This window comes from Bordetella sp. N (assembly GCF_001433395.1).
Classification (GTDB): domain Bacteria; phylum Pseudomonadota; class Gammaproteobacteria; order Burkholderiales; family Burkholderiaceae_B; genus Bordetella_C.
The window spans coordinates 3345433-3369077 of record NZ_CP013111.1 but is presented as its reverse complement, the minus strand read 5'-3'; the positions used below and the strand labels follow the sequence as shown (position 1 = coordinate 3369077).

General features: G+C 65.7%; 18 protein-coding genes. 11 read left to right on the top strand and 7 right to left on the bottom strand.

Features of this window, described 5'->3' with window-relative positions:
- Nucleotides 1–66: 66 nt before the first annotated feature.
- From ASB57_RS14355 to ASB57_RS14315, 9 genes are all read left to right on the top strand, one after another.
- Complete coding sequence (locus ASB57_RS14355; RefSeq protein ID WP_057652842.1) at nucleotides 67–1425, top strand: CpaF family protein; 1359 nt, start codon at nucleotides 67–69, stop codon at nucleotides 1423–1425.
- Nucleotides 1425–2366 carry a type II secretion system F family protein gene (locus ASB57_RS14350; RefSeq protein WP_057652841.1) on the top strand — a complete coding sequence of 314 codons (942 nt, stop codon included), beginning with the start codon at nucleotides 1425–1427 and terminating at the stop codon, nucleotides 2364–2366. The genes ASB57_RS14355 and ASB57_RS14350 overlap by 1 nt, the downstream gene beginning before the upstream one ends.
- 8 nt (nucleotides 2367–2374) lie before the next feature.
- Entirely contained in the window at nucleotides 2375–3376 is a 1002-nt protein-coding gene (locus tag ASB57_RS14345; RefSeq protein WP_057652840.1) for a type II secretion system F family protein, read from the top strand.
- A 103-nt stretch (nucleotides 3377–3479) separates the two neighbouring features.
- Nucleotides 3480–4463, top strand: a complete 984-nt coding sequence (locus tag ASB57_RS14340) for a tetratricopeptide repeat protein (RefSeq protein ID WP_156414170.1) — start codon at nucleotides 3480–3482, stop codon at nucleotides 4461–4463.
- A 13-nt stretch (nucleotides 4464–4476) separates the two neighbouring features.
- Nucleotides 4477–4944: a DUF3613 domain-containing protein gene (locus ASB57_RS14335; protein ID WP_057652839.1), complete on the top strand. Its 468-nt coding sequence runs from the start codon at nucleotides 4477–4479 to the stop codon at nucleotides 4942–4944.
- Between the two features lie 183 nt (nucleotides 4945–5127).
- Nucleotides 5128–7281, top strand: coding sequence for a TadG family pilus assembly protein (locus ASB57_RS14330; protein WP_057652838.1), 2154 nt, complete (start codon nucleotides 5128–5130; stop codon nucleotides 7279–7281).
- A 13-nt stretch (nucleotides 7282–7294) separates the two neighbouring features.
- Nucleotides 7295–8707 carry a sigma 54-interacting transcriptional regulator gene (locus ASB57_RS14325; RefSeq protein WP_057652837.1) on the top strand — a complete coding sequence of 471 codons (1413 nt, stop codon included), beginning with the start codon at nucleotides 7295–7297 and terminating at the stop codon, nucleotides 8705–8707.
- Nucleotides 8708–9171: 464 nt separating this feature from the next.
- Nucleotides 9172–9936, top strand: a complete 765-nt coding sequence (locus ASB57_RS14320; protein WP_057652836.1) for a DUF2968 domain-containing protein — start codon at nucleotides 9172–9174, stop codon at nucleotides 9934–9936.
- 1 nt (nucleotide 9937) lies between these two features.
- Nucleotides 9938–10420, top strand: coding sequence for a DUF1178 family protein (locus ASB57_RS14315; RefSeq protein ID WP_057652835.1), 483 nt, complete (start codon nucleotides 9938–9940; stop codon nucleotides 10418–10420).
- Nucleotides 10421–10577: 157 nt separating this feature from the next.
- Here the strand turns inward: ASB57_RS14315 and efp are convergent, their stop codons facing one another.
- From efp to ASB57_RS14300, 3 genes are all read right to left on the bottom strand, one after another.
- Nucleotides 10578–11135 (bottom strand): elongation factor P, encoded by a 558-nt coding sequence (gene efp, locus ASB57_RS14310; RefSeq protein ID WP_057652834.1) that lies wholly within the window; start codon nucleotides 11133–11135, stop codon nucleotides 10578–10580.
- 231 nt (nucleotides 11136–11366) lie between these two features.
- Complete coding sequence (gene earP / locus ASB57_RS14305; RefSeq protein WP_057652833.1) at nucleotides 11367–12596, bottom strand: elongation factor P maturation arginine rhamnosyltransferase EarP; 1230 nt, start codon at nucleotides 12594–12596, stop codon at nucleotides 11367–11369.
- Between the two features lie 18 nt (nucleotides 12597–12614).
- Nucleotides 12615–13814, bottom strand: coding sequence for a DUF2863 family protein (locus ASB57_RS14300; protein WP_057652832.1), 1200 nt, complete (start codon nucleotides 13812–13814; stop codon nucleotides 12615–12617).
- Nucleotides 13815–14055: 241 nt separating this feature from the next.
- Here ASB57_RS14300 and ASB57_RS14295 point away from each other — a divergent pair, with 241 nt between their 5' ends.
- Nucleotides 14056–14877, top strand: a complete 822-nt coding sequence (locus ASB57_RS14295; protein WP_057652831.1) for a class III extradiol ring-cleavage dioxygenase — start codon at nucleotides 14056–14058, stop codon at nucleotides 14875–14877.
- A 249-nt stretch (nucleotides 14878–15126) separates the two neighbouring features.
- On the top strand, nucleotides 15127–16101 hold the full coding sequence (locus ASB57_RS14290; RefSeq protein WP_057652830.1) for a tripartite tricarboxylate transporter substrate binding protein: 975 nt from the start codon (nucleotides 15127–15129) through the stop codon (nucleotides 16099–16101).
- A 6-nt stretch (nucleotides 16102–16107) separates the two neighbouring features.
- Here the strand turns inward: ASB57_RS14290 and ASB57_RS14285 are convergent, their stop codons facing one another.
- The 4 genes from ASB57_RS14285 to ASB57_RS14270 form a co-directional block, all read right to left on the bottom strand.
- Nucleotides 16108–17898 carry a hypothetical protein gene (locus tag ASB57_RS14285; protein WP_156414169.1) on the bottom strand — a complete coding sequence of 597 codons (1791 nt, stop codon included), beginning with the start codon at nucleotides 17896–17898 and terminating at the stop codon, nucleotides 16108–16110.
- A 615-nt stretch (nucleotides 17899–18513) separates the two neighbouring features.
- Nucleotides 18514–21243 (bottom strand): aconitate hydratase AcnA, encoded by a 2730-nt coding sequence (acnA, locus tag ASB57_RS14280; protein WP_057652828.1) that lies wholly within the window; start codon nucleotides 21241–21243, stop codon nucleotides 18514–18516.
- 511 nt (nucleotides 21244–21754) lie between these two features.
- Nucleotides 21755–22741 carry a branched-chain amino acid ABC transporter permease gene (locus tag ASB57_RS14275; protein WP_057652827.1) on the bottom strand — a complete coding sequence of 329 codons (987 nt, stop codon included), beginning with the start codon at nucleotides 22739–22741 and terminating at the stop codon, nucleotides 21755–21757.
- Entirely contained in the window at nucleotides 22738–23622 is an 885-nt protein-coding gene (locus ASB57_RS14270; RefSeq protein WP_057652826.1) for a branched-chain amino acid ABC transporter permease, read from the bottom strand. The genes ASB57_RS14275 and ASB57_RS14270 overlap by 4 nt, the downstream gene beginning before the upstream one ends.
- Nucleotides 23623–23645: the final 23 nt, after the last annotated feature.

Genomic DNA, 23645 nt, shown 5'->3' with positions numbered 1-23645 from the left:
CGACGGCCAGGGATCGGTTCGATTTAGAGGCGGCAGCGGGCGGAGCAAAGCCTGGAGGGGACTGCAATGATCATGACGGCTACGGTGGAGTTCGGTGAGGAAGGCGGCGCCTTCGGGGGCTCCCAGCGCTTTCAGGAAGTAAAGAATGCCGCGTACGAGCATCTGCTCTCGCGCATCGAGGAGCTGGGGGCCGAGTTCGGCCGCTGGACGCGCCAGGCGATCCAGGAGTTCGTCGATATCGAGGTGGCCGGTTTCGTGCGCTTGCGCCGGCTGGCGATCAATGAGGCCGAGGTGCGCCAGGTCGCCGCGGCGCTGACCAAGGAGCTGGCGGGCCTGGGCCCCCTGGAAGACCTGCTGGCGGATCAGGCCGTCGAAGATATCCTCATCAACGGCTACGACAAGGTGTTCGTGTCGCGGCGCGGCGTGCTGGCGCGCGAGAACCTGCGCTTTTCGGACAACCAGCATGTGCTGCGCATCGTGCGCCGCATCCTGGCGCCGATCGGCCGCCGCCTGGATGAATCCAGTCCCATGGTGGATGCGCGGCTGCCCGATGGCGGCCGCCTGAACGTGGTCATCGAGCCCCTGGCCGTGGATGGCCCCATGGTGTCCATCCGCAAATTCCGCCAGGATCCCCTCAAGCCCGCGGACCTGATGACCCTGGGTACCTTCGATGAAGAGATTCATCGCCTGCTGAGCCTGGCGGTCAAGTACCGTTGCAACATCCTGGTGTCCGGCGGAACCAGCTCGGGCAAGACGTCGCTGCTGAACGCGCTGGCCTTCTTCGTGCCCGAGACCGAGCGCGTGGTCACCGTGGAAGACACCGCCGAACTGTCCTTGAACCATCCCCACGTGGTGCGGCTGGAGTCGCGCCAGGGCGGCTTCGACGGCTCGGGCATGGTGAGCATCCGCGATCTCATCCGCAACAGCCTGCGGATGCGGCCCGACCGCGTCATCGTCGGCGAAGTGCGCGGCGCCGAAGTCATGGACATGATGCAGGCCATGAACACCGGCCATGAAGGTTCGATGGGCACCATCCACGCCAATTCCGCGCGCGAATGCCTGTACCGTATCGAGATGCTGGCCGGCTTTGCCGGTTACCAGGGCAGCGAGGACAGCCTGCGCCGGCAGATCGCCAGCGCGCTGGATTTCATCGTGCAGATCGGCCGCCTGCCGAACGGCAAGCGGCGCGTATTGTCGGTCACCGAAGTGACCGGCATGAGCGACAACGTGATCGCCACGCAGGAGCTGTATCGGCACGAAGTATTCGTGACGCCGGATGGGGATGAGAAGGACCGCTGGGTCGGCCTGGGCATCCATCCGCACACCCCCAAGCTGGCCAAGGTGCGCGACGAATTGCGCGGCACGCAGCCTGGCGCCCCCCCTGACGACAACGGCAGCGGCGGGTTCTGGAGCCGGAGGCGCTGATGGTGCTGCTGGAGTGGGTCGTGGCTTGCCTTTCAGTGGCCCTGGTGTTGCTGGTGATCGCCGTGCTGCTGTGGCGTCACGCCGGTTCGGGGCAGCACCGCAAGGCGACCTCGGCCTTTCTGGAACGGCAGCTGGGGCGGCAGCGGGAGGCGCTTGACGGCGCCGCGGCGGCCGGCGGAGCGCGTGTCGCGGCGGCTGCCGGTACGGGCCTGCTGTGGTGGGATCGCATGGTGGCGCGCGCGGGTGTGGATCCCACTCCGGCCTTCTATGCGGGCTCGCTGGGCCCGGTCATCGTCCTGCCGCTGGCGCTGCTGTTGCTGGCCGGACCTTTTGCCGCCCTGGCCGCCCTGGTGCTGACGCTAGGGCTGACCGTATTCCGCATGTGGCTGAAGATAGACCGGCGCCAGCGCCGCATGTTGTCGCAACTGCCGGGTTTCCTGGAATCCATGGTGCGTTTGCTGACGATAGGCAACAGCATCAACGCGGCCCTCCAGACGGCGGCGGGCAACGTCAACGAACCCTTGCGCGAGGTGCTGCTGCGGGCGGACAGCCTGACGCGTTCGGGCAAGGAACTGGACGCGGCGCTGCGCCAGGTGTCGGAGCAGTACGGCCTGCAGCAGTTGTTTCTGCTGTCGTCCGTCATCGGCGTGGCCATGCGCTTCGGCGGCCGCAGCGACCAGATACTCGATCGCATGGCGGCCTTCATGCGCGACGTCGAACAGGCGCGCGATGAGTTGTCGGCCCTGTCGGCGGAAGTGCGCATGTCGGCCTGGATTCTGGCATTGCTGCCGATCGGTCTGGCCGCCTTCATCATCATCTTCAACAACGGCCTGTTCATGACCCTCTGGAACGACCCGGCGGGCCAACATATGTTGATGGTGGCCGTCGGCTTGCAGACCGTCGGCTCCTATTGGCTCTACCGCATGTCGCGGGGCGTCTAGGAGCGGACATGGACGGGATGATCCTGGCATTGCGGGGCAATCTGGCGCTGGCCGGCGCCATCGGTTTTCTGGCGCTGGCGCTGCTGTCGCTGGCGCTGGGCATGGCACTGCGTGCCGCCCGCCAGCAGCGCAATCGCCGTGTCGTGGACCGGGCGCTGGCGGCGCGCGAGGGACGGCGCGCCGAACAGGTCGCCAGCGTGCCGGATTCGGCAGGCCGCATCGAAGCGGTCAAGGCCATGGCGGAGTCGATCGGCGATCGCCTGGAGCGGGGCCGCCTGGGCGATTCGTTGCTGGCGGAGGAAGACCGCAAGCTGATCGATATGTGCGGCTATACCAATATCGGCCGCGTGCGCGCGGTGTTCGTGCTGGCGCGCACCGTGCTGTCGCTGGGCTTGCCCGTGGCGGCATGGATACTGGTGGGCGGCCGCGCCTTCCTGCTGAATGAAGGGCTGACCAAGGCGGCGGCGGTCTTCGTGGGGCTGGCCCTGGGCTGGATGCTGCCCAAATGGATGCTGCTGCGGCGCGCCGGCGCGCGGCGGCGGGCAGCGGTGGCCGAGCTGCCGCTGCTGATCGACCTGCTGCGTCTGTTGCAGGGCGTGGGCCTGTCGACGGACCAGAGCCTGCACATCATCGTCACCGAATTCCAGCGCGTGCTGCCCGTCATCGGTTATGAGCTGCGGGTCGCCAACGAACAGTATTCGCGCGGCCGTACGCGGGAGCAGTCGCTGGGCCGCCTGATGAACGCTTTCGACAATGATGACCTGAATGCCATCTGCCGCCTGATCGTGCAGGTCGACCGCCATGGGGGCGCGGTGCAGGAACCGCTGACCCGCTTCGGCGAACGGGTGCGCGAGCGGCGCAAACTGGACCTGCGCGAGAAAGTCGCGCGCATCACGGTGAAGATGACCGGCGTGATGGTAATCACTTTATTGCCTGCCTTGTTGATCGTGACGGGGGGCGCCGGCCTGTTGGCGGTGATGCGCGGGCTGGCCCGGGCGGGGGGAGGGTAGAGCTATGAAGAGGCACACGAGCAGGGCTGCACGGAATGCTGCGGATTTTGTCAGGGGTGTTGTTGCGTGTGCCGCGTTCGGGCGTAGCGTCCTGGCGGGTGGTATGGCCACGCTAATGCTGCTGGCGGGCTGCGCCAGCCGTGAGCCATCCGCGCTGGATGTCTACCGGGAGCAGCAGGAAAAGCAGGCCATGATCCAGCAGAAGCAGGACGAGGTCGAACGCGCCAACCGGCCCACGCAACCGGCGCTGATCCTGTCCATGATCCGGCAGGCGCAGGACCAGGGGCGGTGGTTCGCCTCGCTGGCGTATATCGATGCGTATCGACAGCAGTTCGGCGACACGCCGGAGGTAACGCGGCTGCGGGCGGACGCCTTGCGGCTGACCGATCAGGCGCCGGCGGCGGAAGAGGCCTATCGGGGGTTGCTGAATGGTCCGCAGGCCGGCAGTGGTTGGCGTGGGCTGGGCCTGTTGGCGGGCGCGCGCGGGGATTACGGTCAGGCGGCCGCCGATTTGGCCAAGGCCGCCGCGGCTTATCCCACGGACGCTTTGGTATTGAGTGACCTGGGCTATGCCCGCTTGCGGGCCGGCGACGCGGCGGGGGCGCGCGTGCCCTTGGGGCAGGCAGCGGAACTGGATCCCGCCAACGCCAAGGTGCTTGGCAACCTGGCTTTGCTGTTGCTGCGCGAAGGCGATAACGCGGGCGCCGAGCGGGTGATGGACCAGGCGGGGCTGACGCCGGAAGTCCGCGCGCGCGTCCGCCAACTCGCCGAAGAAATCCGGGTGTCGACGGCGCCCGCCCGCGTGCCCGTGGCCGCGGCGGGGGCCCCGGTGCCCCGCGCGATCGCGGCCGCGGACGGCGGCGCCAGCCGGCCGCTGGTGCGCGCGGTGGATGCCGCTGGCCGGCCCGTCCAGGCGCCGGGCGCGGCGAGCGCGTCGGCCGCCAACGGCGGCCCAAGCCCCAGCGCCAGCGCGTCAGCGGACGCGCAGTCACCGGCAACTGCGGCATCAGCTGCCGTGGCCGCGCCCTTCGGCCTGCAACCCGTGATGGACCGTTTTGGCGCCCAGGCGCCGGCATCCCAACCTTGAACTGGAGCGCTCCATGATCTCGCGCCGAATCTCTCTTGCCCTGTCCGCCGCGCTGCTGTCCTTGAGCGCAGGCGGCGCGCTGGCCCAAAGCAATGCCCCCCTGACGGGATCCATGCCCGCGCCTGACCCCGCCGCCGCGCCCATGCCGGACCGCGCCGTGGTCCGCCAGGTCAACACCCCCATGCCCGTGACGGGTGCCGATACGGCAGCCCCGCCGGCCGGCCCGGCCTATGCCGCGCCGCGCCCGTCGGCGACCGCGGCCGCGCCTGCCGATGAAGGCCCCGCCGGCGCGGGCGGCATCACCCGCGCGCTCATGGCGGCCCAGGCCGACGGCCGCCGCGCGGCGCCGCCGCAGCCCATGCTGGGCCCCATCGCCACCGCGTCGTGGCAGCGTTACCTGAACAGCTTCAACCAGCCCATCCCGCAATGGTTCCGCGAGCGCGTCGATGCCAGCGGAGGATCGTCATCGTCCGGGCAATGAACGTGGGCTCGCTACCTGCTCGACCAACGCCGCATCGCCGCGGCGTGATGCACGCCACGCCTTGGCCGCAACGCAAAACCCACAATGCAGAAAGCACAACGCAAGAAATCCGCAACGCACAAACCGCAACGCAAACCCGCAATGTAGACCCGCAAGACAACCTCCAGACCACCTGAGTCCCGCATGTTCAGCCCACGCCGCCCCCTGTCTTCCCGCCAGCGCCAACGAGGATCCATCCTGGCGCCGGCGGCCATCGGGCTGTTCATCCTGGTCCTGTTGCTGGGTGGCGTGCAGATCGGCTACCTGTTCTACGTCCAGCGCGACATGCAGAAAGCCGCCGACCTGGCGGCGCTGACCGGCGCGCAGATCCTGGGCAATGGCGGCCCGCTAAGCTGCGCCACGGCCACCACGGCCGCGACATCGGCCGCGCAGGCCAACTTCGCCGGCCAACTGGGCGCGGCGGACATCGCCGCCAACTGCTGGCGCTGGGATCCGGTCCACAACACCGCCGATCCGCGCCATCTGGCGGCGCCCACGGCGGGCCAACGCTTCAATGCCGTGATGGTGACGATCAACCGCAACGTCAACTCGCTGGTGCCCTTCATGGGCAGCAAGTCGATCGCGGTGCAGTCGGTGGCGGCGCGGCCAGGCGAGCCGGTGGCGGCGTTCTCGGTGGGCACCACGCTGGTGACGACGCGCCAGCAACCGGGCACGCTGATCAATCTGCTGTCCGCGGTCGGTTTGAACCTTAGCCAGACAGTGCTGGTCGGCTATGACGCCGGCCTGGCCAGCGTGCAGATCACGCCGGCCGGTTTGCTCAAGCAATTGGGTATCAACGTGTCCACCGATGTCACGGTGGCGCAGCTGAACAGCCTGCTCGCCGCCAACTCGGTGTCGCTCAACAATCTGCTGGACGCCGTGGCCGTGGTTGGCGGACAGAGCGGCCTGCTGTCCGCCAACGTGACGCTGGTCAATACCATCAAGACGCAGCTGGGCCTCAGCTCCCTGAACGTCACCCTGGGTTCCACGGTGGCCGGCCGTACCAGCAGCCTGTTCGCGCAGATCACGGCGCCTGATGGCGCGTCGGCACTGAACACGAAGATCAATGCGCTGGATCTGATCGCTGCTGCCGTCGGCGTGGCGACCGGCCAGCACGCGATCCAGGGCAGCGCGCCCATCAGCATCCTTGGCCTGGTCAACATCACGCCTGCCTTCAGCGTGATGGAGCCTGCGCAGATCGCCATCGGCGGCGTCGGCACCACGGCCTATTCCGCGCAGGTGCGGGTGTTCCTGCGCGTTACCATCCCCACCATCAAGCTGCTGGGCAACGTGCTCGCTTTCGGCGTGGACCTGCCTATCGTCATCGACCTGGTGACGGGACAGGGCACCTTGACGGACCTGTGCACCACCCAGGACAGCGCCGGACGCGACCTCGCCACCATCGCGGTGACGACCTCGGTGCTGGATACGTGCATCGGCGACCTGACCCAGGCCAGCGCGTTCTCCACGTCGCAGCGCTGCAGCGTCGGCCTGAAGAACAAGCAGTTGCTGACGTTGACGGTGGCCGGCATCGACATGGGCGTCAACAACAAGATCACCCTGAATCCGCTGGTCAACGGACCGACGTCGACAACCATGAGGGCAGGGCAGACTTCCACGGTGGCCTTGACGTCCCTGCCCCTGGGCACCGCGGTGCAGAACATCACCAATGCCGTGTTGACCGCCTTGCTGGGCGGCTCGGCGCAAACGGGAGCCGGCACCCAGCCCGCCAAGGTCGGTACCGCGCTGGCCACGGATCTGTGGAGCCAGGCGCGCCAGATCAACACTTGCGATCCCTCTGCCGGCGGCGCCTCCGGCTACAACTGCCGCAACGCCTTGTGGCAGTCAGCGATCAAGCTGTCGCAGAATGCCTCGAACAACCTGGGCGGCTACATCAACCAGCAGCCGAATGCCGGGTTGTTGACCGGCGTCGGCAACCTGCTGACCGGCCTGGTCAATGGACTTGGCAGCGTCTTGAACGGCATCGTGGGTGCGCTGCTGCCGACCAACAACTGCGCGACCGCCAGTCTGCTTGGCGGCTACGGCGGCAGCGAGTCCGGTTGCATCGGCGAGATCGCCAAATCCTTCACCAACACGCCCAACGCCGGCACGACGCTTTCCAATGTGTTGCTGGGGATCCTGGGTCCGCTGTTCAACATGCTGCAGCCCGTGCTCAATTCCATCGGCGACGCCGTCCTCGGCCTGATCAACAACACCATCGGCCTCAACCTGAACAGCGTCGACGTCAAACTGATGTCCCTGCAATGCAACGGCAAGGGGGTGCAGCTTGTCTACTGACCCCACCAGCGAAATGACCATCCACGAAGAGATAGACCTCTACGTGTGGGAGGGCACGTCGGACATTGCCTCGCGCGCCGAGCGGTGCCTGTCCGGCTATGACGTCAGCGTGATCCGTGCCGATGCCGGGCTGACCTTTCCACCGCCCCGCGAGGCCGCGCGGCCGGCCGTCGCGCTGGTGTCCGTCACGGTCATGAGCGATGCGCGTTCTTCCGGCTACGACTGGCTGGCCACGCAGGGCATACCCGTCATCTGGGTCGCGTCCGAGGAAAGGAATCGCGATCCGCGCTATTACCCGCCGGCGTATTCCTATACCTTGCCGCTGTCCTTCACCGGCGCGGCCTTGCGTTCTTTCCTGTTCCGGTTGGCAGGCATCGCGCACGCCGCCGATCGGGCCGCGGCACGGGCGCCGCGTCCCCTGGTGGCGGTGTCGGAAGCCATGCGCGGGCTGCTGGCCGAAGCGCAGACTTTCGCCGACTGCCGCGCCAGTGTGTTGATCCATGGTGAAACCGGCGTGGGCAAGGAGCGCGTCGCGCGCTTGCTGCATGATCATGCGTCGTGGTCGGCAGGTCCTTTCGTGGCGGTCAATTGCGGCGCCATCCCGGAAGGTTTGTTCGAGGCGCATTTCTTCGGCCATGCCAAAGGCGCGTTCACCGGGGCGGTGGGCGCGCACAAAGGCTATTTCGAGCAGGCCAACGGGGGCACGCTATTCCTCGATGAAATCGGCGATCTGCCGCTGTACCAGCAGGTCAAGCTGCTGCGGGTGCTGGAGCAGAACACCGTGACGCGGCTGGGGTCCAGCGCCGAGGTCACCGTCGACTTCCGGCTGGTGGCGGCGACCAACAAGACCTTGCGCAATCTGGTGGCGGAGGGGGCTTTCCGGGCGGATCTCTATTACCGCCTGGCCGTGATCGAGCTGTATGTGCCCAATCTTGAGGCGCGCGGTCCGGCGGAGAAGGCGGCCATCTTCAAGGCCTTGCTGGAGCGTTACCTGCCGGGCGACACCGTCAGCGTGCCGGACTGGTTGATAGACCGGGTGTCGCGCACCCGGTTTGCGGGGAATGTGCGGGAATTGTCCAATCTGGTGGAGCGGGTGGGCATCATCCGGCGCCAGTTTCGCGAGTGGGACAGGGAGCGGATCGAGCGGGTTTTCGAGCGCATGGGGCCGGTCAGTGTTGACGGCGTGGGTGCCGGCACCAGTGCCGTTCGCGAGCCCGAGCCCGCCGCGCCACGCGCCCCGTTCACGCCGGCCGAGCAGGCCGAACGCGCGCGTGTCGTCGCCGCGCTGGAAGCCAACGGCTGGCGCCGCCAGGACACCGCCCACATGCTGGGCATCAGCCGCAAGGTCCTATGGGAGAAAATGCGCAAATTCCAGCTGGCCGAAGGCCAGGGAGAATTAGCAGACGGCGTCGCCGAGACGCCATGACGAGCGCCCGTTATCCCTCCAGGCCGCTGCTCGCGCAGAGCAATGATTGGCTTGGCTTCGCCAATCCAATCCAAGCCAATCCAAGCCAAGCCAATCCAAGCCAAGCCAAGCCAATCCAAGCCAATCCAAGCCAATCCAAGCCAAGCCAAGCCAAGCCAAGCCAAGCCAAGCCAAGCCAAGCCAAGCCAAGCCAAGCCAAGCCAAGCCTGGCCTGGCCTGGCCTGGCCTGGCCAAGCTGGCCGTGCTTGGCACGGCCCAGCCCCCGGACCCAGACGCTCAGGGCCCACCGGGGCCCTGAGCCCTCTCTCCCCGGGGGAGAAAACCCCAACCCCACGTACAAGCGGACGATTTATGCAATTGAAGAGCGCCGCATTGTTTTTTTCCGTTTATGATTGCCGGTCGGCTGTTATTCGTAACAAATGAATTACAAAGCACCCCCAGAGGGTGAAAAGAAAGAGGACTGCATGAAGCGTGTATCCCTGCGTATCGTGGGCCGGATGGTAGTCATGGCCGGCACCCTTACGGGCCTGATGGCCTGCGCCAGCGCGCAGACCCCGGACAAGCGTCCCGCCGTGGTTCAGGTAGAGCAAGACAGCAAGGATCCCGCCGCCCCGGTGACGCCGCCCGCTTCGGCGCCGGCGCCTCTTGCGACACCCGCCGCGCCGCCGGCATCCACCACCGTGGCTGAACTGCAGCAGTTGATCCAGTCGCGCCAGGTCACCGAACTGCGCACCACCTACAATGGCAGCTACGGCGCCAGCCTGCTGTTCAAGGGCGAGGACCTGACCTACTACGTCGCCCTGTTCCAGCAAAAGAATTTCTGGCGTGTGTTGAAGACCAGTTCGGAAAACCAGGCGGAATCGACCTACCGTGCGTTCTCGAACCAGTCCGCCGACCTGGCATCCGCCGACATCCAGCGCATCAAGCTGCAGGCGGAATACACTCGCAATGAACGCCTGCTGGCCAAGCGCAATGCCGAGCTGAACACGCTGCAAGCCGACGCCGCGCTGCGCAAGGATCAGGAAACCCAGGTGATCGCCCGCCAGGAGCAGGCCCGCCAGGAAACCCAGGCCCTCACCGAGCAGCAGCAGGACGTGCGTCAGCAACTGCGTGACCTGCAGCGTCAGATCAATGCCTTGCAGGCGCAGCAGGCCGATGTCTCCCAGCCCGCCGCCAAGCCGGCCAAGCACACGACGTCGAAGCGCAAGACGGGCAATAGCGGTAAGTGATATGAAAGTATTTGACCTGCAGTGCGAAGAACACGGGCATGTATTCGAAGGCTGGTTCGCGTCGCACGATGATTACGACAGCCAGCAGGCGCGTGGCCTGGTGTCCTGCCCCCTGTGCGGCAGCGACAGGGTCATCAAGCGTCTCTCCGCGCCGCGCCTGAATGTCGGCCATTTCCGCGAGCCGGAGGCCGCGCGTTCCAGCGGGCGCGCGCTGATGCAGGACGTGGCCGAGGCCCCGCCGTCGGAATCGATGCAGATGGCGCGCCTGCAGGCCGCCATCTTCAAGCAGGTGCGCGAGATGGTGCGCCGGGCCGACAACGTCGGCGATCGCTTCGCGGAAGAAGCGCGCCGCATCCACCACGGCGAGTCCGAGGATCGCGCCATCCGCGGCACCTCGACCCCCGAGGAGCGCGCGGAACTGGCTGACGAAGGCATCGACGTGCTTGGCTTGCCCGATATTTTCGACGACGAACGCCTGCAGTAAACCCGTTTACCCGCGGGAAATAAAAAAGCGAATCCAGGGATTCGCTTTTTTTTCGCCGGGCCAAGCCGGGCGGGGCGCTTGGCACAAGGCTTCTGTCACGCCCAAAAATAAAGCTCCCGTCAGGGAGCTCTATTTCAACCATCACCGTTGCGGGTGATCAGTTCACGCGGCTGCGGTATTCATTGGTACGCGTATCGATTTCGATCTTGTCACCGATGGCGCAGAACAGCGGCACGTTGATGTCGTAGCCGGTGTTGATCTTGGCGGGCTTGAGCACCTTGCCCGAGGTGTCGCCGCGCACGGCCGGCTCGGTGTAGGTGATTTCGCGCACGATGGTGGTCGGCAGTTCGACCGAGATGGCGCGACCGTCGTAGAACACCACTTCAACGGGCATGTTCTCTTCGAGGTAGTTCAGCGCGTCGCCCATGCTGTCGGCTTCGATCTCGTACTGGTTGTACTCTTCGTCCATGAAGACGTACATCGGGTCGCCGAAGTAGGAGTACGTGCACTCCTTGCGATCCAGCACGACGATGTCGAACTTTTCGTCGGCCTTGTAGACCGATTCGCTGCCCGAACCCGTCAGCAGGTTCTTGAACTTCAGCTTCACCACGGCCGCGTTACGGCCCGACTTGTTGTACTCGGCCTTCTGAACCACCAGCGGGTCCTTGCCGACCATGATCACGTTGCCGACTCGCAATTCCTGAGCGGTTTTCATCTATAAAACTCCGGGTATCTTGTGGGTTGGCCCAGCCCTGCGGGATGGACGCCAAACTTTGGCGTCGCTGGCACCATTGCCATGTCCGCCTGACTACACCGTCCCGTGTACACGTCGCCCAAACACCGCCGGCACTATCAGCACCATGGTGTCGCCGCATGGACTAGCCACCGACGAAAAGAAAAGGGCGCGGCGAAAATCGGGAGGTAAATAGCCGCAAAGCCCATGATTCTAACCTTTTTCGCGCTGTTTTGCGCAAAAGGCGACCAGCCGGTCGGCCAGACCGGACTGCTGGGCATAGTCCGCATCCCAGGCCGCCGCACGGGCGCGCCAGGCTTCCCAGGCAGCGGGCGCCAGGGCCGCGGCGAGGGCGCCAGCGACCTCATCATGGCGGGCGCGTTGCGAATCCTGGGGCGCGGCGGGGGCGGCGGATGGCGCCGTCCCGGCAGTGGGATCCTGAAACACGCCGCCACCGCCATTCCAGGCCTCGATCAGGGCGCGCGCGGGCGCCGGCGGGTTGTAGCGCGCCAGCCACGCTTGCAGCTTGACCAGATGCGCCTGCTCTTCCTGAACGTAGATCTGCCAGACCAGCGGCCGGGCTGCCCAGGCCGCGCGCAGGAAGGAGTCTTCCCCCCGCACGAAGTTGAGGTCGGCGCACCACAGCAGGCGGTCGTAGTCGTCCTGGCTGACGAAAGGGATGCGCGCCACCGTGACGCCGAAATGGGGCGCGATGTCGGCGTCATCCAGGCCAGGCGCCACGCCGTCGGGGACCAGCACCAGCGCCGGCCGTCCGCCATCGGACCAGGCGCCGCCCAGCGGCGTGCGCGCCGGCGCGAAGAGTCCGGCCGGCAGCGCGTCCACGGGGGCGTCGGGATAGCAGAACAAGGTGGTCAGCAGGGCGCCGCTTTCCCAGTGCGCCAAGGTGGCTGCGGACAGGCCCAGGCCGGCGAGGAAGTCGCGCTGGGCGCCGCGCTGGCGCTGCAAGGCGTCGCGCCGCGCGCTCAGGCCCCGCTCGCGCGGCAGGCCGCCCGTGTCCGGCGTGAACCCGGGAAAGAAGAAATACTTGGACAGCCCATCGGGCTGCAGCGAAGGCAGGCCATGGCAGGACGCCACCCAGTCTTCGGCGCTGAGATATTCCAGGTTCAGCCACAGTGGCTGGCTGGCGCGCATCGCTTCCCGGAAAGCAGCGGGCGGATCGCAGGCGAAGGCCTCGATGACGACGTCGCCGGGGGCGGGCAGGCCAGTCAGCGTGTCACGCCAGGCGAGCACGTCGACGCCGGCCACGGTCTGCCTGTCGGCATGCGGGTCCGTGTCCGGTGCCAGGCGTCGCAAAGCCGGCAGGTCGTCCACCCAAAGGCGCACGCGCCAGCCGTGCTCGGCCGTCAGTTGGCGGGCCAGCCGCCAGCAGACACCGATGTCGCCGTAGTTGTCGACGCGCTTGCAGAAGAGATCGGCGAGCACAGTGGCGCCGTACCGCGGTCAGTGGAAATGGGCGGGGCCGGCCTGCGCGTCGTCCGGCAGTTCGGCATGCACCATTTCGCCCAGGGGGTTGGGGAAATAGGGCGCGCCGCAGTCTTCGCAGAAATCCATGGGCAGCACGCCCGGGATGCGGCGCACTTCGACCACGCCCAGGTCCTTCAGCAAGGCCGCGATTTCTTCGACGGGGTTGGCGCCTTCGTGTTCGGTTTCTTCGTCCTCGCGGCCGTAGAGCGGCCAGACGCAGCCGTACATGACGTCGTTGCTGCTGCGCGCGGTGAAGGAAACGCGGTATTCATCGATGCGGGTTTCGCCGCAACCGGCGATCACGGCGCGCAGCTGGTTGGGCTGCAGATTGACCGAGGACTCCAGCCAGTTGACGGCGGCGCGCAGGGCCAGCGGCCGCACGCGGCGGTCGGCTTCGCGATTGTTGACGTAGTAGGCGTCGGGCAACAGGCATTCGATGCCGCAGCCGGGCAGCAGGGTGGCCAGGGTGGGTTGCGCCTGTTCGATCCACCGTGCCAGACAGCTTTCGCGCGTGGCGCCGGCTTCGCCGGGCTGCTCCTGCCAGCGGAACAGGGCCGTACGGTGGGGCACGGCGGCGGCGCCGACCAGGTAGCGGGTGTCGGCCAGCATATTGGCCGTTTCCGCTTCCGCGTTGAGGGTCGGCTTCACGGTTTCGGCGCCCAGCGCTTGCGCGCCCAGGCGTTGCAGCCAGTGCCAGGTTTCGGAGAACGTGCGCGGCATCTGGTCGATGCTGACCAGGTTGGGGAGCAGGCTCAGCCGCACGTTTTCAGCCAGGACGTGGCCGTGCAGTTGCGCGGTCAGCGCTTGCAGCGCGGGGGCGGGCACGGGGCCCGTGGGGATGGCGTAGCGGGTCCACGCCACGACCGGGGCGACGAAGAGCAGCACGTCGTAGCTGACGCCGTTTTTCTCGATGATCGTCGATTCGGTCAGCGTTTCCGCCTGCTCGACCAGAATCTCGTAGGCGCCCGGGTTGGCCTGCGCCAGATGGTCCAGGGCGGTGTCCAGCGGTGCATCGTTACCGGCACGCAGCAGCTTGGGAATGGCCACGTTCAGTTGCTCTTCCCAGAAGATGTCTTCGACGCGGCTACCGGAGCTGTTGAGCGCGAGCGCCAGCGATACCAGTCGGGTGGCATCACGTGTCAGGCGGGGAGGAGTATTGCTGCGAGCGCGGGGCATGAGGGTCCGGGTGTCCTGGGATAACTTGCGTAACCCCATAGTGTAAGGGAAGGGCGGTTGGGTCCGCCGGCCGGACGGCGGCGTGTGTCCGGCGTTGGTCGTGCCGGCCGAGGCGTCCGCCGGCAAGCTAGAAAACATTGTTGCGCAACGGGGAATTTTCAAAAGCATCCCGCCGCATTTATTGCGCGAGGGAAAACAATCATACTTGCGTCATCCCCTCATTGCTCCAAAGGAGGCCACCATGCGCTGGCCCACGCTTTTCGTATCCCATGGCTCCCCCATGCTGGCGGTAGACCCCGGCCGCACCGGCCCTGCGCTGGCCGAGTGGGCGCAACGTTTGCCCAAGCCGGATGCCATCCTGGTGGTGTCGCCCCATTGGATGGGCCACGGCCTGGCGGTCAGCACGCGCGATCGCCAGCAGGCCTGGCATGACTTCGGCGGTTTCCCGCAGGAGCTCTATACCCTGCAATACGCCGCGCCCGGTTCGCCCGAGCTGGCGGGGCGGGTGGCCGGTCTGCTGGGCGGGGCTGGCCTGACCGTGCATGACGATCCGAAGCGGCCCCTGGATCACGGCGCGTGGGTGCCCCTGCGTTATCTGTACCCGGATGTCGACGTGCCCGTGGTGCAGCTGGCGCTGGACGCCGGCCGTGATGCTACCGCGCAATACAAGCTGGGCCAGTTGCTGAGTCCTCTGCGGGACGAGAACGTGTTGATCATCGGTTCGGGATCGCTGACGCACAACCTGCGCCATGTGCAGCGTGGTCACGATGCGGCTCCGCTGCCGTACGTGGAGCCATTCCAGTCCTGGTTCGCGCAACACATCGCGGCCCGCGACACCGAGGCGCTGCTGGCCTGGGAAACGCGTGCGCCCGGTGCCGCGCAGGCGCATCCGAGCGACGAACATCTGATGCCTTTCTACGTGGCCTGGGGCGCCGGCGAAGGCCCCGGCGTCCGCTTGCTCGACGAAGTCGCCTACGGCGCCTTGGCCATGGACGCCTACCAGTTCGGCGAGCTGGCAGACGCCACCCCGACCCGCGCCGAACCCCTGACTGCCACCGCCTGATCCCACATCACCCATCCCCGCCGTCAGGCGGGGGATGAATTTCCCACCTGTGGGAATAAAAGCAGCCCTCCGCAACCTCTCACTTGTCATACGAGTAAGGCAAACGGGCCTGTGCGCCGACCACAGGCAGCAAGCGAAATCCCTAACAATTGCCATATTGACGCTGTCAAAGTTGAAAGGCAGAATCTTCCACGTCATCCGACATCCTATAAGAAGAAAGCGCATCGAACCGGTGCGTGGAGGAGTTACATGTCTATCAACCGTCGTCATTTCCTGACGGCCGCTGGCGCAGCCGCGCTCGGCGTCGCCGCCCCCGCCTTGCGCGCAGAAGCCGCCTGGCCCAACCGCAACGTCCGCCTGCTGGTGCCCTACACGGCCGGCGGCTCGTCCGACATCATCGCGCGCCTGGTCAGCCAGCCGCTCGCTGAAGCCCTGAAGCAGACCGTCATCGTCGACAACCGTCCGGGCGCCAACGGCAACCTGGGCGCCGCCATGGTCGTCCAATCCGACGACAAGCACACCCTGCTGCTGTGTGATCTCGGCGCCCTGGTGATCAGCCCGTCCGTCTACACCAAGCTCAACTTCGATCCCAACAAGGACCTGCGCGGCGTCAGCATGCTGGCGTACTCCCCGCACATCCTGGCGGTGCATCCGTCAGTGCCGGCCAATACCCTGCCGGAACTGGTCGCCCTGTCGAAGAAGGAACGCCTGAATTTCGCCGTGACCGCCATGGGCAGCGCCCCCCACGTGGCCGGCGTCGCGGTGGAGCAGGCCACCGGCGCGAAGTGGGAATACGTGCCCTACAAGGGCGGCTCCCAGGCCGTCACGGACACCATAGGCGGCCAGACGCAGATCATCATGAACGGCATGCTGGCCACCTTGCCCTACGTCCAGAGCGGCAAGCTCAAGGCAATCGCGGTGTCCAAGCGCAGCCGCATGCCACAGATTCCCAACGTGCCCACCATCGCCGAACAGGGCGTGACGGACTTCGAGTCGGGCACCTGGCAGGGCGTCGTGGCGCCCTTGAACATGCCGGCTGACGCCGTGGCGCGGCTGTCCAAGGAACTGGCCCGCATCATGAGCCTGCCCGACATCAAGTCCAAGCTCAACGAGCAAGGCGCCGAAGTCAATATCATGGCGCCCGAGCAGCTGGATCCCTTCCTGGCCTCCGAGCGCAAGCGTTGGGCGCAAGTGGTCGAGAAGGGCAACATCCGCCTGGATTGACGCGCGCTACGCCACTCGCGCCGCGTAGGCGCAGACGTCGAGCAGGTGCCGGCGGCTGCGCCTGCCGTCCTCGGATTTGTGGCCCAGCACGCGATTCATATCGTTGAAGGCCGAGGCGACCAGACCCTTGTTTTTCAAGGCGCCGGCGCCGCTCGGTTCGAGCTCCTGCCGGCGTTGCAGCGCCAGCCTCGTCAACTCGAACGCGCTGAGGTCATCCGGCACCCTGGCCGCGGCCGTGTGGTAATCGTCCGCTGCCGCAATCAGCGCGCGCCCGCGCCGCTTGATTCGCGCATCGCCGAAACGGCCCAGGTTCAGCGCGGTCTCGATCTTATCCACGTGGTGCATCAGGTCACGGATGTGGATTTCCCGCGTCAGGCTGCGCTCCAGGGCCGCGTGCAGGTCAGGCGACGACCCCAGCGCCGGCGCCAGCTCATGCGAGCCCGTCAGTATCGTTTCCAAGGTCTGCATCTCCCGCGGCGTCAGCTTGCGCAAGGTGTGGTCCAGATACGCCAGGGCGTCGGCACGTCGCTGGCTCCTTGTCTGCGTCTCATCCACGGCCGGCGTGAGCAGGTCGTTCAGCATGACCCGGTGCTGGTCCAGCTTGTTTTGATGCACGTTCTTGTTGCCCACCAGCCCATCCACCAGATCCTTGATTTCGTTGTGGGTGTGGAGCTGCGCCTTTTTATCCGAGCCGCGCAGCCACTGACGCAGCCTGGACAGGCGCCGCAACAGGGTAGGCGAGCGCTTGTAGCCGCTCTCCAGGAATGGCGTGCCTGGTCCGTCGGCAAGGGTTGAACGCGCTTGTGTCAGGCCCGAGCCGGTCGAGGCCAGACGGGATATCCCCCTGCATAGTTTGCCGTAGAAGATGTGCAGTTTCTCGCGCATGCGCTCGTCGGGTTCGTACTTGCGCAGCGCTGTGTCGAAGAAAGCGTTCAAGCGCCTGACATGCGTCGAAGACTCGTCCGGCGCGGCGCCATCCCGCGCGGCGTCGATGCCGACCAGGCTTTCCAGTTTCGTCCTCAGGCCCGCGGGCAGGCCGTCGATCAGCGATCGGTGCCTGGCGGCGATCGACTGTTCGAAGTCCAGCGTGTCGACGGCGCCGCGCATCTTGCGCAGCGCGCGGACGAGCTGAGCGCCGGCGGCATCGTGCTGGCTGGCGGGAAGGGTGAGCATGGTGTCGACGGCGCTTGCCGCTGCCTCGATGCTCTCGCGCCATTCCCGCTGCACGATAAGGTCGTAGCACTTGCCGCCCAGCGTGTCGAGCAGTCCGGCGGCCACGGCGCGGGCGTCGTTCAGGGATTGCGGCGCGTTCTTGTTGCGTCCTTTGCGGAACCACCTGGATGCCGCCAGCAGCTTGTGCGTTTGGCCGAGGATGGCCTGGCGGGCTTCGTCCCCAGGATCCTTGAGACGCGCAAGCGCGCGCGAACATTCAAGACTCGTGTCGTTCAGACCGGGATTCAACATGTCGTCGAACAGCGCCTGGCGCATGCTGGCGTAATCAGCCGTTGCCGTGCATTCCATCATTTTCGCGAGCGCTTTTGCGACGATGGCCGCTGACGCGGGTGAGCGTTCCTCGGCATGCGACATCAAGGCTTCGTACAAGGCATCGGCGCGGCTGGCCACGTCCGCCCGCGGCGCGCCCTTCACGTCGGCCCAGTTGCGCTGCAAGGCGGTCCAGCTTCGCTCCACCGCATCGGGCGGACGCACGGCATCCTCCGCATTGGTAGCGGCCTCGACGCCGTCCTGGCCGGACATCTGCCCGATGCTGGAGCAGGTGTCCGTGCATTCTGCGGACATGCTCGATCGTGGCGACGGTATGTCGGGCATATCGCCGAAGATCGGGTAGGTCGCTATTTCGCCGGTCCTCAGCATTTCCTTGGCGGCTATTCGGCACTCGTGCTGGGGGCGGTATTCGATGCGCTCAATCTGGGCGTTCCGGGAGCTGTGTCGGGAGCGGCGACTTGCACTTGAAGTCAGTGCTCTGTGGCTTATGTCCGGCACAGGACTGGCGCGGTGCAAGGGGAACTCCGCTTCGGAAGTGTCCGAATGCTCAGGATTGAGCGGCGGGATGTGGATAGGGAAGTCGAGCGAACTGGAATCGCCAATCAGATTGGGCAAGGCGGCCTCCGGGATAAGGTGAACGGACGCGGCGCACGTAGCTGCCTTGCGCCGCGAAGTCCCTCTTCGTGGCGAGGCTCGCGGCCGCGTTCCTACGCACGGAGCGCTTTTTTGTCTCACTCGGATGCGCCCTGTCGACACACGCCGAACCGCATTTCCCGGGGCCTCATAGGAAAAATCGCCATCGCTCCGGCATTTGAAAAACGTAAAACTCGCCGAGCCGTGCCACCAGACTCGGTCATGAAAAAAGGGCTGGGAGCCCAAGCTCCCAGCCCTTCTCGATACTGCCCCGACTCAGGCCGCGGCAGCGGCGGCCGGCTCGTTCGCCAGCAACTGACGCAACACGAACGGCAGGATGCCGCCATGCTGGTAGTAGTCGACTTCGATCGGCGTATCGATGCGCAGCAGCACCTGCACGTCGCGCTTGGAACCGTCCTTGCCGTGGATGGTCAAGGTGACGTCCTGCTGCGGACGGATGCCCGCTTCCAGGCCGCTGATGTCGAAGGTTTCCTCGCCGGTCAGGCCCAGTGTCTGCGCGCTGTCGTCACCCTTGAACTGCAAGGGCAGCACACCCATGCCGACCAGGTTGCTGCGGTGGATACGTTCGAAACTGCGTGCCACCACGGCCTTCACGCCCAGCAGCTGCGTGCCCTTGGCGGCCCAGTCGCGCGAGGAACCCGTGCCGTACTCTTCGCCACCGAACACCACCGTCGGGATGCCCGCGGCGATGTACTGCATGGCGGCGTCGTAGATCGAAATCTGTTCGCCGGACGGCTGGTACAGGGTTTCGCCGCCTTCGAAGCGGCTGCCGTCGGCTGCCGCCGGAATCATCAGGTTCTTGATACGCACGTTGGCGAACGTGCCGCGCATCATGATCTCGTGATTACCGCGGCGCGAGCCGTAGCTGTTGAAGTCGGCCTTGGATACACCGTGCTCCTTCAGCCATTTGCCCGCGGGCGAGCTTTCCTTGATGGAGCCGGCCGGCGAGATGTGATCGGTGGTCACCGAGTCGCCGAAGATGCCCAGGGCATGCGCGCCCTTGATGACGGGAATCGCGCCGGGTTCCATGCCGAAGCCGTCGAAGAAGGGCGGTTCGGCGATATAGGTCGAAGAAGGCCAGTTGTAGGTTTCGCCGCTGACGCCCTTGATCTTCTCCCACAGCTTGCCGGGATTGGACTTGACCTGGCCGTAGTTGGCGCGGAAACCTGCCGGGTCCAGCGCGAACTTCAACAGGTCCTGCACTTCCTCGGTCGACGGCCAGATGTCGCCCAGCCAGACGTCGCCGTTCTTGCCCTTGCCGACCGGTTCGGTCATCAGGTCACGCGTGACGGTGCCCGCCAGGGCGTAAGCCACGACCAAAGGCGGCGACGCCAGGAAGTTGGCCTTGATGTTCGGGTGGATGCGCGCCTCGAAGTTGCGGTTGCCCGACAGCACGGCGGCGCATACCAGGTTCTCCGACACGATGGCCTCGTTGAGGTCCTGCGTCAGGTCGCCGGCGTTGCCGATACACGTCGTGCAGCCATAGGCGGCCACGTCGAAGCCCAGCTTTTCCAGATAGGGCAGCAGGCCGGTCTTGGTCAGGTATTCGGTGACCACGCGCGAGCCGGGGGCCAGCGACGTCTTGATGTGCTTGGGTATCTTCAGGCCGGCTTCCACCGCCTTCTTGGCCAGCAGGCCCGCCGCCAGCATCACGCTGGGGTTGGACGTATTGGTGCAGGACGTGATGGCGGCAATCAGGATGTCGCCGTTCTTGACCTTGGTCTTGGCGCTGGTGGTGTACACCTTGGCCAGCTTCTCGGCGGGCTGGTTGAAGCCGTTTTCGGCGACCGGCTTGGAGAACAGGTCGATGAAGGTGTTTTTGACGTTGCCGATCTCGATGCGGTCCTGCGGACGCTTGGGGCCGGCCAGCGAAGGCGCCACGGTGGACAGGTCCAAGGTCAGCAGCTTCGAGAAGGTGAGGTCCTTGGCCTTGGGCACGCCGAACATCTTCTGCGCCTTGAAATAGCCTTCGAAGGCGGCGATTTCTTCTTCCGTGCGGCCGGTGCCCTTGAAATACTCGATGGTGCGTTCGTCGACCGGGAAGAAGCCCATGGTGGCGCCGTATTCCGGCGCCATGTTGCCGATGGTGGCGCGGTCGGTCACCGACAGGCTGGCGGTGCCTTCGCCGCAGAATTCGACGAATTTGCCGACCACTTTTTCCCGGCGCAGCATTTCGGTGATGGTCAGGACCAGGTCGGTGGCGGTGACGCCGCCGCGCAGCTTGCCCTTGAGTTCCACGCCGACCACGTCGGGGGTCAGGAAGTACACGGGCTGGCCCAGCATGCCGGCTTCGGCTTCTATGCCGCCCACACCCCAGCCGACCACGCCGATGCCGTTGATCATCGTGGTGTGGCTGTCGGTGCCCACCAGCGAGTCGGGGTAGTAAACGTTATTGGCCTTGTCCTGGTGGACGCCGCGGGCCAGGTATTCGAGATTGACCTGGTGGACGATGCCGAAGCCCGGCGGCACGACGCCGAAGGTGTCGAAGGCCTGCATGCCCCACTTCATGAACTGGTAGCGTTCCTGGTTGCGCTGGAATTCCAGTTTCATGTTCAGGTCCAGCGCTTTCTGGGTGCCGAAGTAATCGATCATCACTGAGTGATCGACCACCAGGTCCACCGGCACCAGGGGCTCGATGGCCTTGGGATCCTTGCCCATGTTCGCCGCGACGGAACGCATGGCGGCGATGTCGGCCAGCAGCGGCACACCGGTGAAATCCTGCAGCACCACGCGCGCGACGACGAAAGGAATTTCTTCTTCGCGCTTGGCGGTCGGCTGCCAGTTCGCCAGCTGCTTGACATGTTCCTCGGTCACTTTCTGGCCGTCGCAATTGCGCAGTACCGATTCCAGCACGACGCGCAGCGAGACGGGCAGACGCTGCACGTCCACGCCCAGGGCCTTGCCCAGCGCAGGCAGGGAATAGTACTGACAGGACTTGCCACCGATTTTGAATGTCTTGAGGGTGTCGAACGTGTTGTGCGGCATGATGGACTCCGTGGTTGTTGTCCGCGAAAAACTGCCATTTTCAGGCGTTTCGGCAGGCTTGTCATCCGTATGGGTAGACGGCTAGCCGGCGGCGCGTAGACTGAGGATCCGACCAGGGGATCACCCTGGTCTTATGTCTTATATAAGACTGATCCAGACCCTATTCTGCGCCAATTTTTTCGATCGCGCGAGCGGATGGATTTTCACCCCGCCCGCAAGTGGCTTGCCTACCCGGATGGTTCCAATCGTAGCCGGGCTACGTGACACGCGCTATCGGCGGTTTCGACCCGGGATCAAAGAATTCCACAACATTTGCTTGATAGCCTGTGTGTGGCTGGCGCAGCCATGGGCCAGCCAGATTCGGCGCTCGACAGAGCAGTGATGTAGTGCTGTAACGTGACCACTACGTCTTGGGCCTCCCTTTAGGGGAGGCCTTTTTTTGTTTCGACGCCGGACGGCCCCAAGTCAAAAAGCGTCCCCAAGAGGACGCTTTTTCAAACTTGCAAACGGCTTAAACGTTGCGGGCCAGGCGGCGCCGGTCGACCAGCGCCTGCAGCTCGCCGGCGATGCCGCGGCGGAAGGCCATCACGCAGATCACGAAGATCAGGCCGATCACGATGGTGACCGACTCGCCGAGCTGCCTGAACCAGTCCACGCCGGTCCAGCTGGCCATGGCCTGGCCGAAGTCGCCGACCTTGTTTTCCAGCAGCACCACGATGAAGGCGCCGATCACCGGGCCCAGGAACGTGCCCATGCCGCCGATCAGGGTCATCAGGATCACCAGGCCCGACATCTGCCAGGTGGCATCGGACAAGGTGGCCGACACGAACACCAGGGTCTTGGCCGATCCGGCCAGGCCCGCCAGGGCCGCCGACAGCACGAATGCCAGCAGCTTGAAGCGTTCCACGTCATAGCCCAGCGAGATCGCCCGCGGTTCGTTCTCCCGCAGGGCCTTGAGCACCTGCCCGAACGGCGAGTTGATGGCGCGCCAGATGATGCCGAAGCCGATCACGAACAGGCCGAACACCAGGTAGTACAGGTTGATGTCCTTGCTCAGGTCGATGAAGCCGAACAGCAGGCCGCGCGGGACGTTCTGCAAACCGTCCTCGCCACCGGTGAAGTGCGCCTGCAGAAAGAAGAAGAACACCATCTGCGACATGGCCAGGGTGATCATGGCGAAATAGATGCCGCTGCGCCGGATGGCCAGGGCGCCGATCACCAGGCCCAGCAAGGCCGCGACCGCGACGCCGAAGATCAGCCCGGCTTCCGTGGGCAGCCCCCAGATCTTCAGCGCGTGGCCCGTGGCGTAGGCGGCCGCGCCAAGAAAGGCCGCATGGCCGAAGGACAGCAGACCCGTGAAGCCCAGCAACAGGTTGAACGCGCAGGCGAACAGGGCGTAGCACATCACCTTCATGGCGAAGATGGGATATACCCCCGCGTAGGGCAGCAGGGCCAGCAGGACGGCCAGGACGACATAGACAGCGGTTTGTCGATTCATTTTTCTTTCCCGAACAGGCCGGCCGGACGCAGCAGCAGGACGATGGCCATGATGATGAACACCACGGTGCTGGACGCTTCGGGCCAGAAGACCTTGGTCAGGCCCTCGATCACGCCCAGCCCCAGGCCGGTCAGGATGGAACCCAGGATGGAGCCCATGCCGCCGATCACCACCACGGCGAACACCACGATGATCAGGTTCGATCCCATCAGCGGGGAAATCTGCAGCACGGGCGCGGCCAGCACGCCGGCAAAGCCCGCCAGGGCCACGCCGAAGCCGTAGGTCAGCATGACCATGCGCGGCACGTTGACCCCGAAGGCCTCGACCAGGCGCGGGTTCTCGGTGCCGGCGCGCAGCAGGGCGCCCAGGCGGGTGCGTTCGATGACGAACCAGGTGCCCAGGCAGACCACCAGGGACGCCACCACCACCCACGCGCGATAGTTCGGCAGGATCATGAAGCCCAGGTTGGTCGCGCCGCGCAGGGCGTCAGGCGGCGGATAGGGCTGGCCGGAGACGCCGTAGACGCTGCGGAACAGGCCTTCGATCAGCAGGGTCAGGCCAAAGGTCAGCAACAGGCCGTAGAGGTGATCGAGCCGGTACAGGTGGCGCAGCAGCAGCCGCTCGATGATGATGCCGAAGATGCCCACCACGATGGGGCCCAGGATCAGCATCACCCAGTAATTCAGGCCCAGGTAGTTCATGCCCGCCCAGGCCGTGAAGGCGCCCATCATGTACAGCGCGCCGTGGGCGAAGTTGATCACGTTCAGCAAGCCGAAGATGACCGCCAGTCCCAGGGACAGCATGGCGTAGAACGAGCCGTTGACCAGCCCCAGCAGCAATTGGCCCAGTAAGGCCTGCAAAGGGATGCCGAATATTTCCATGAGAATCCAATCCCCCCCTACCG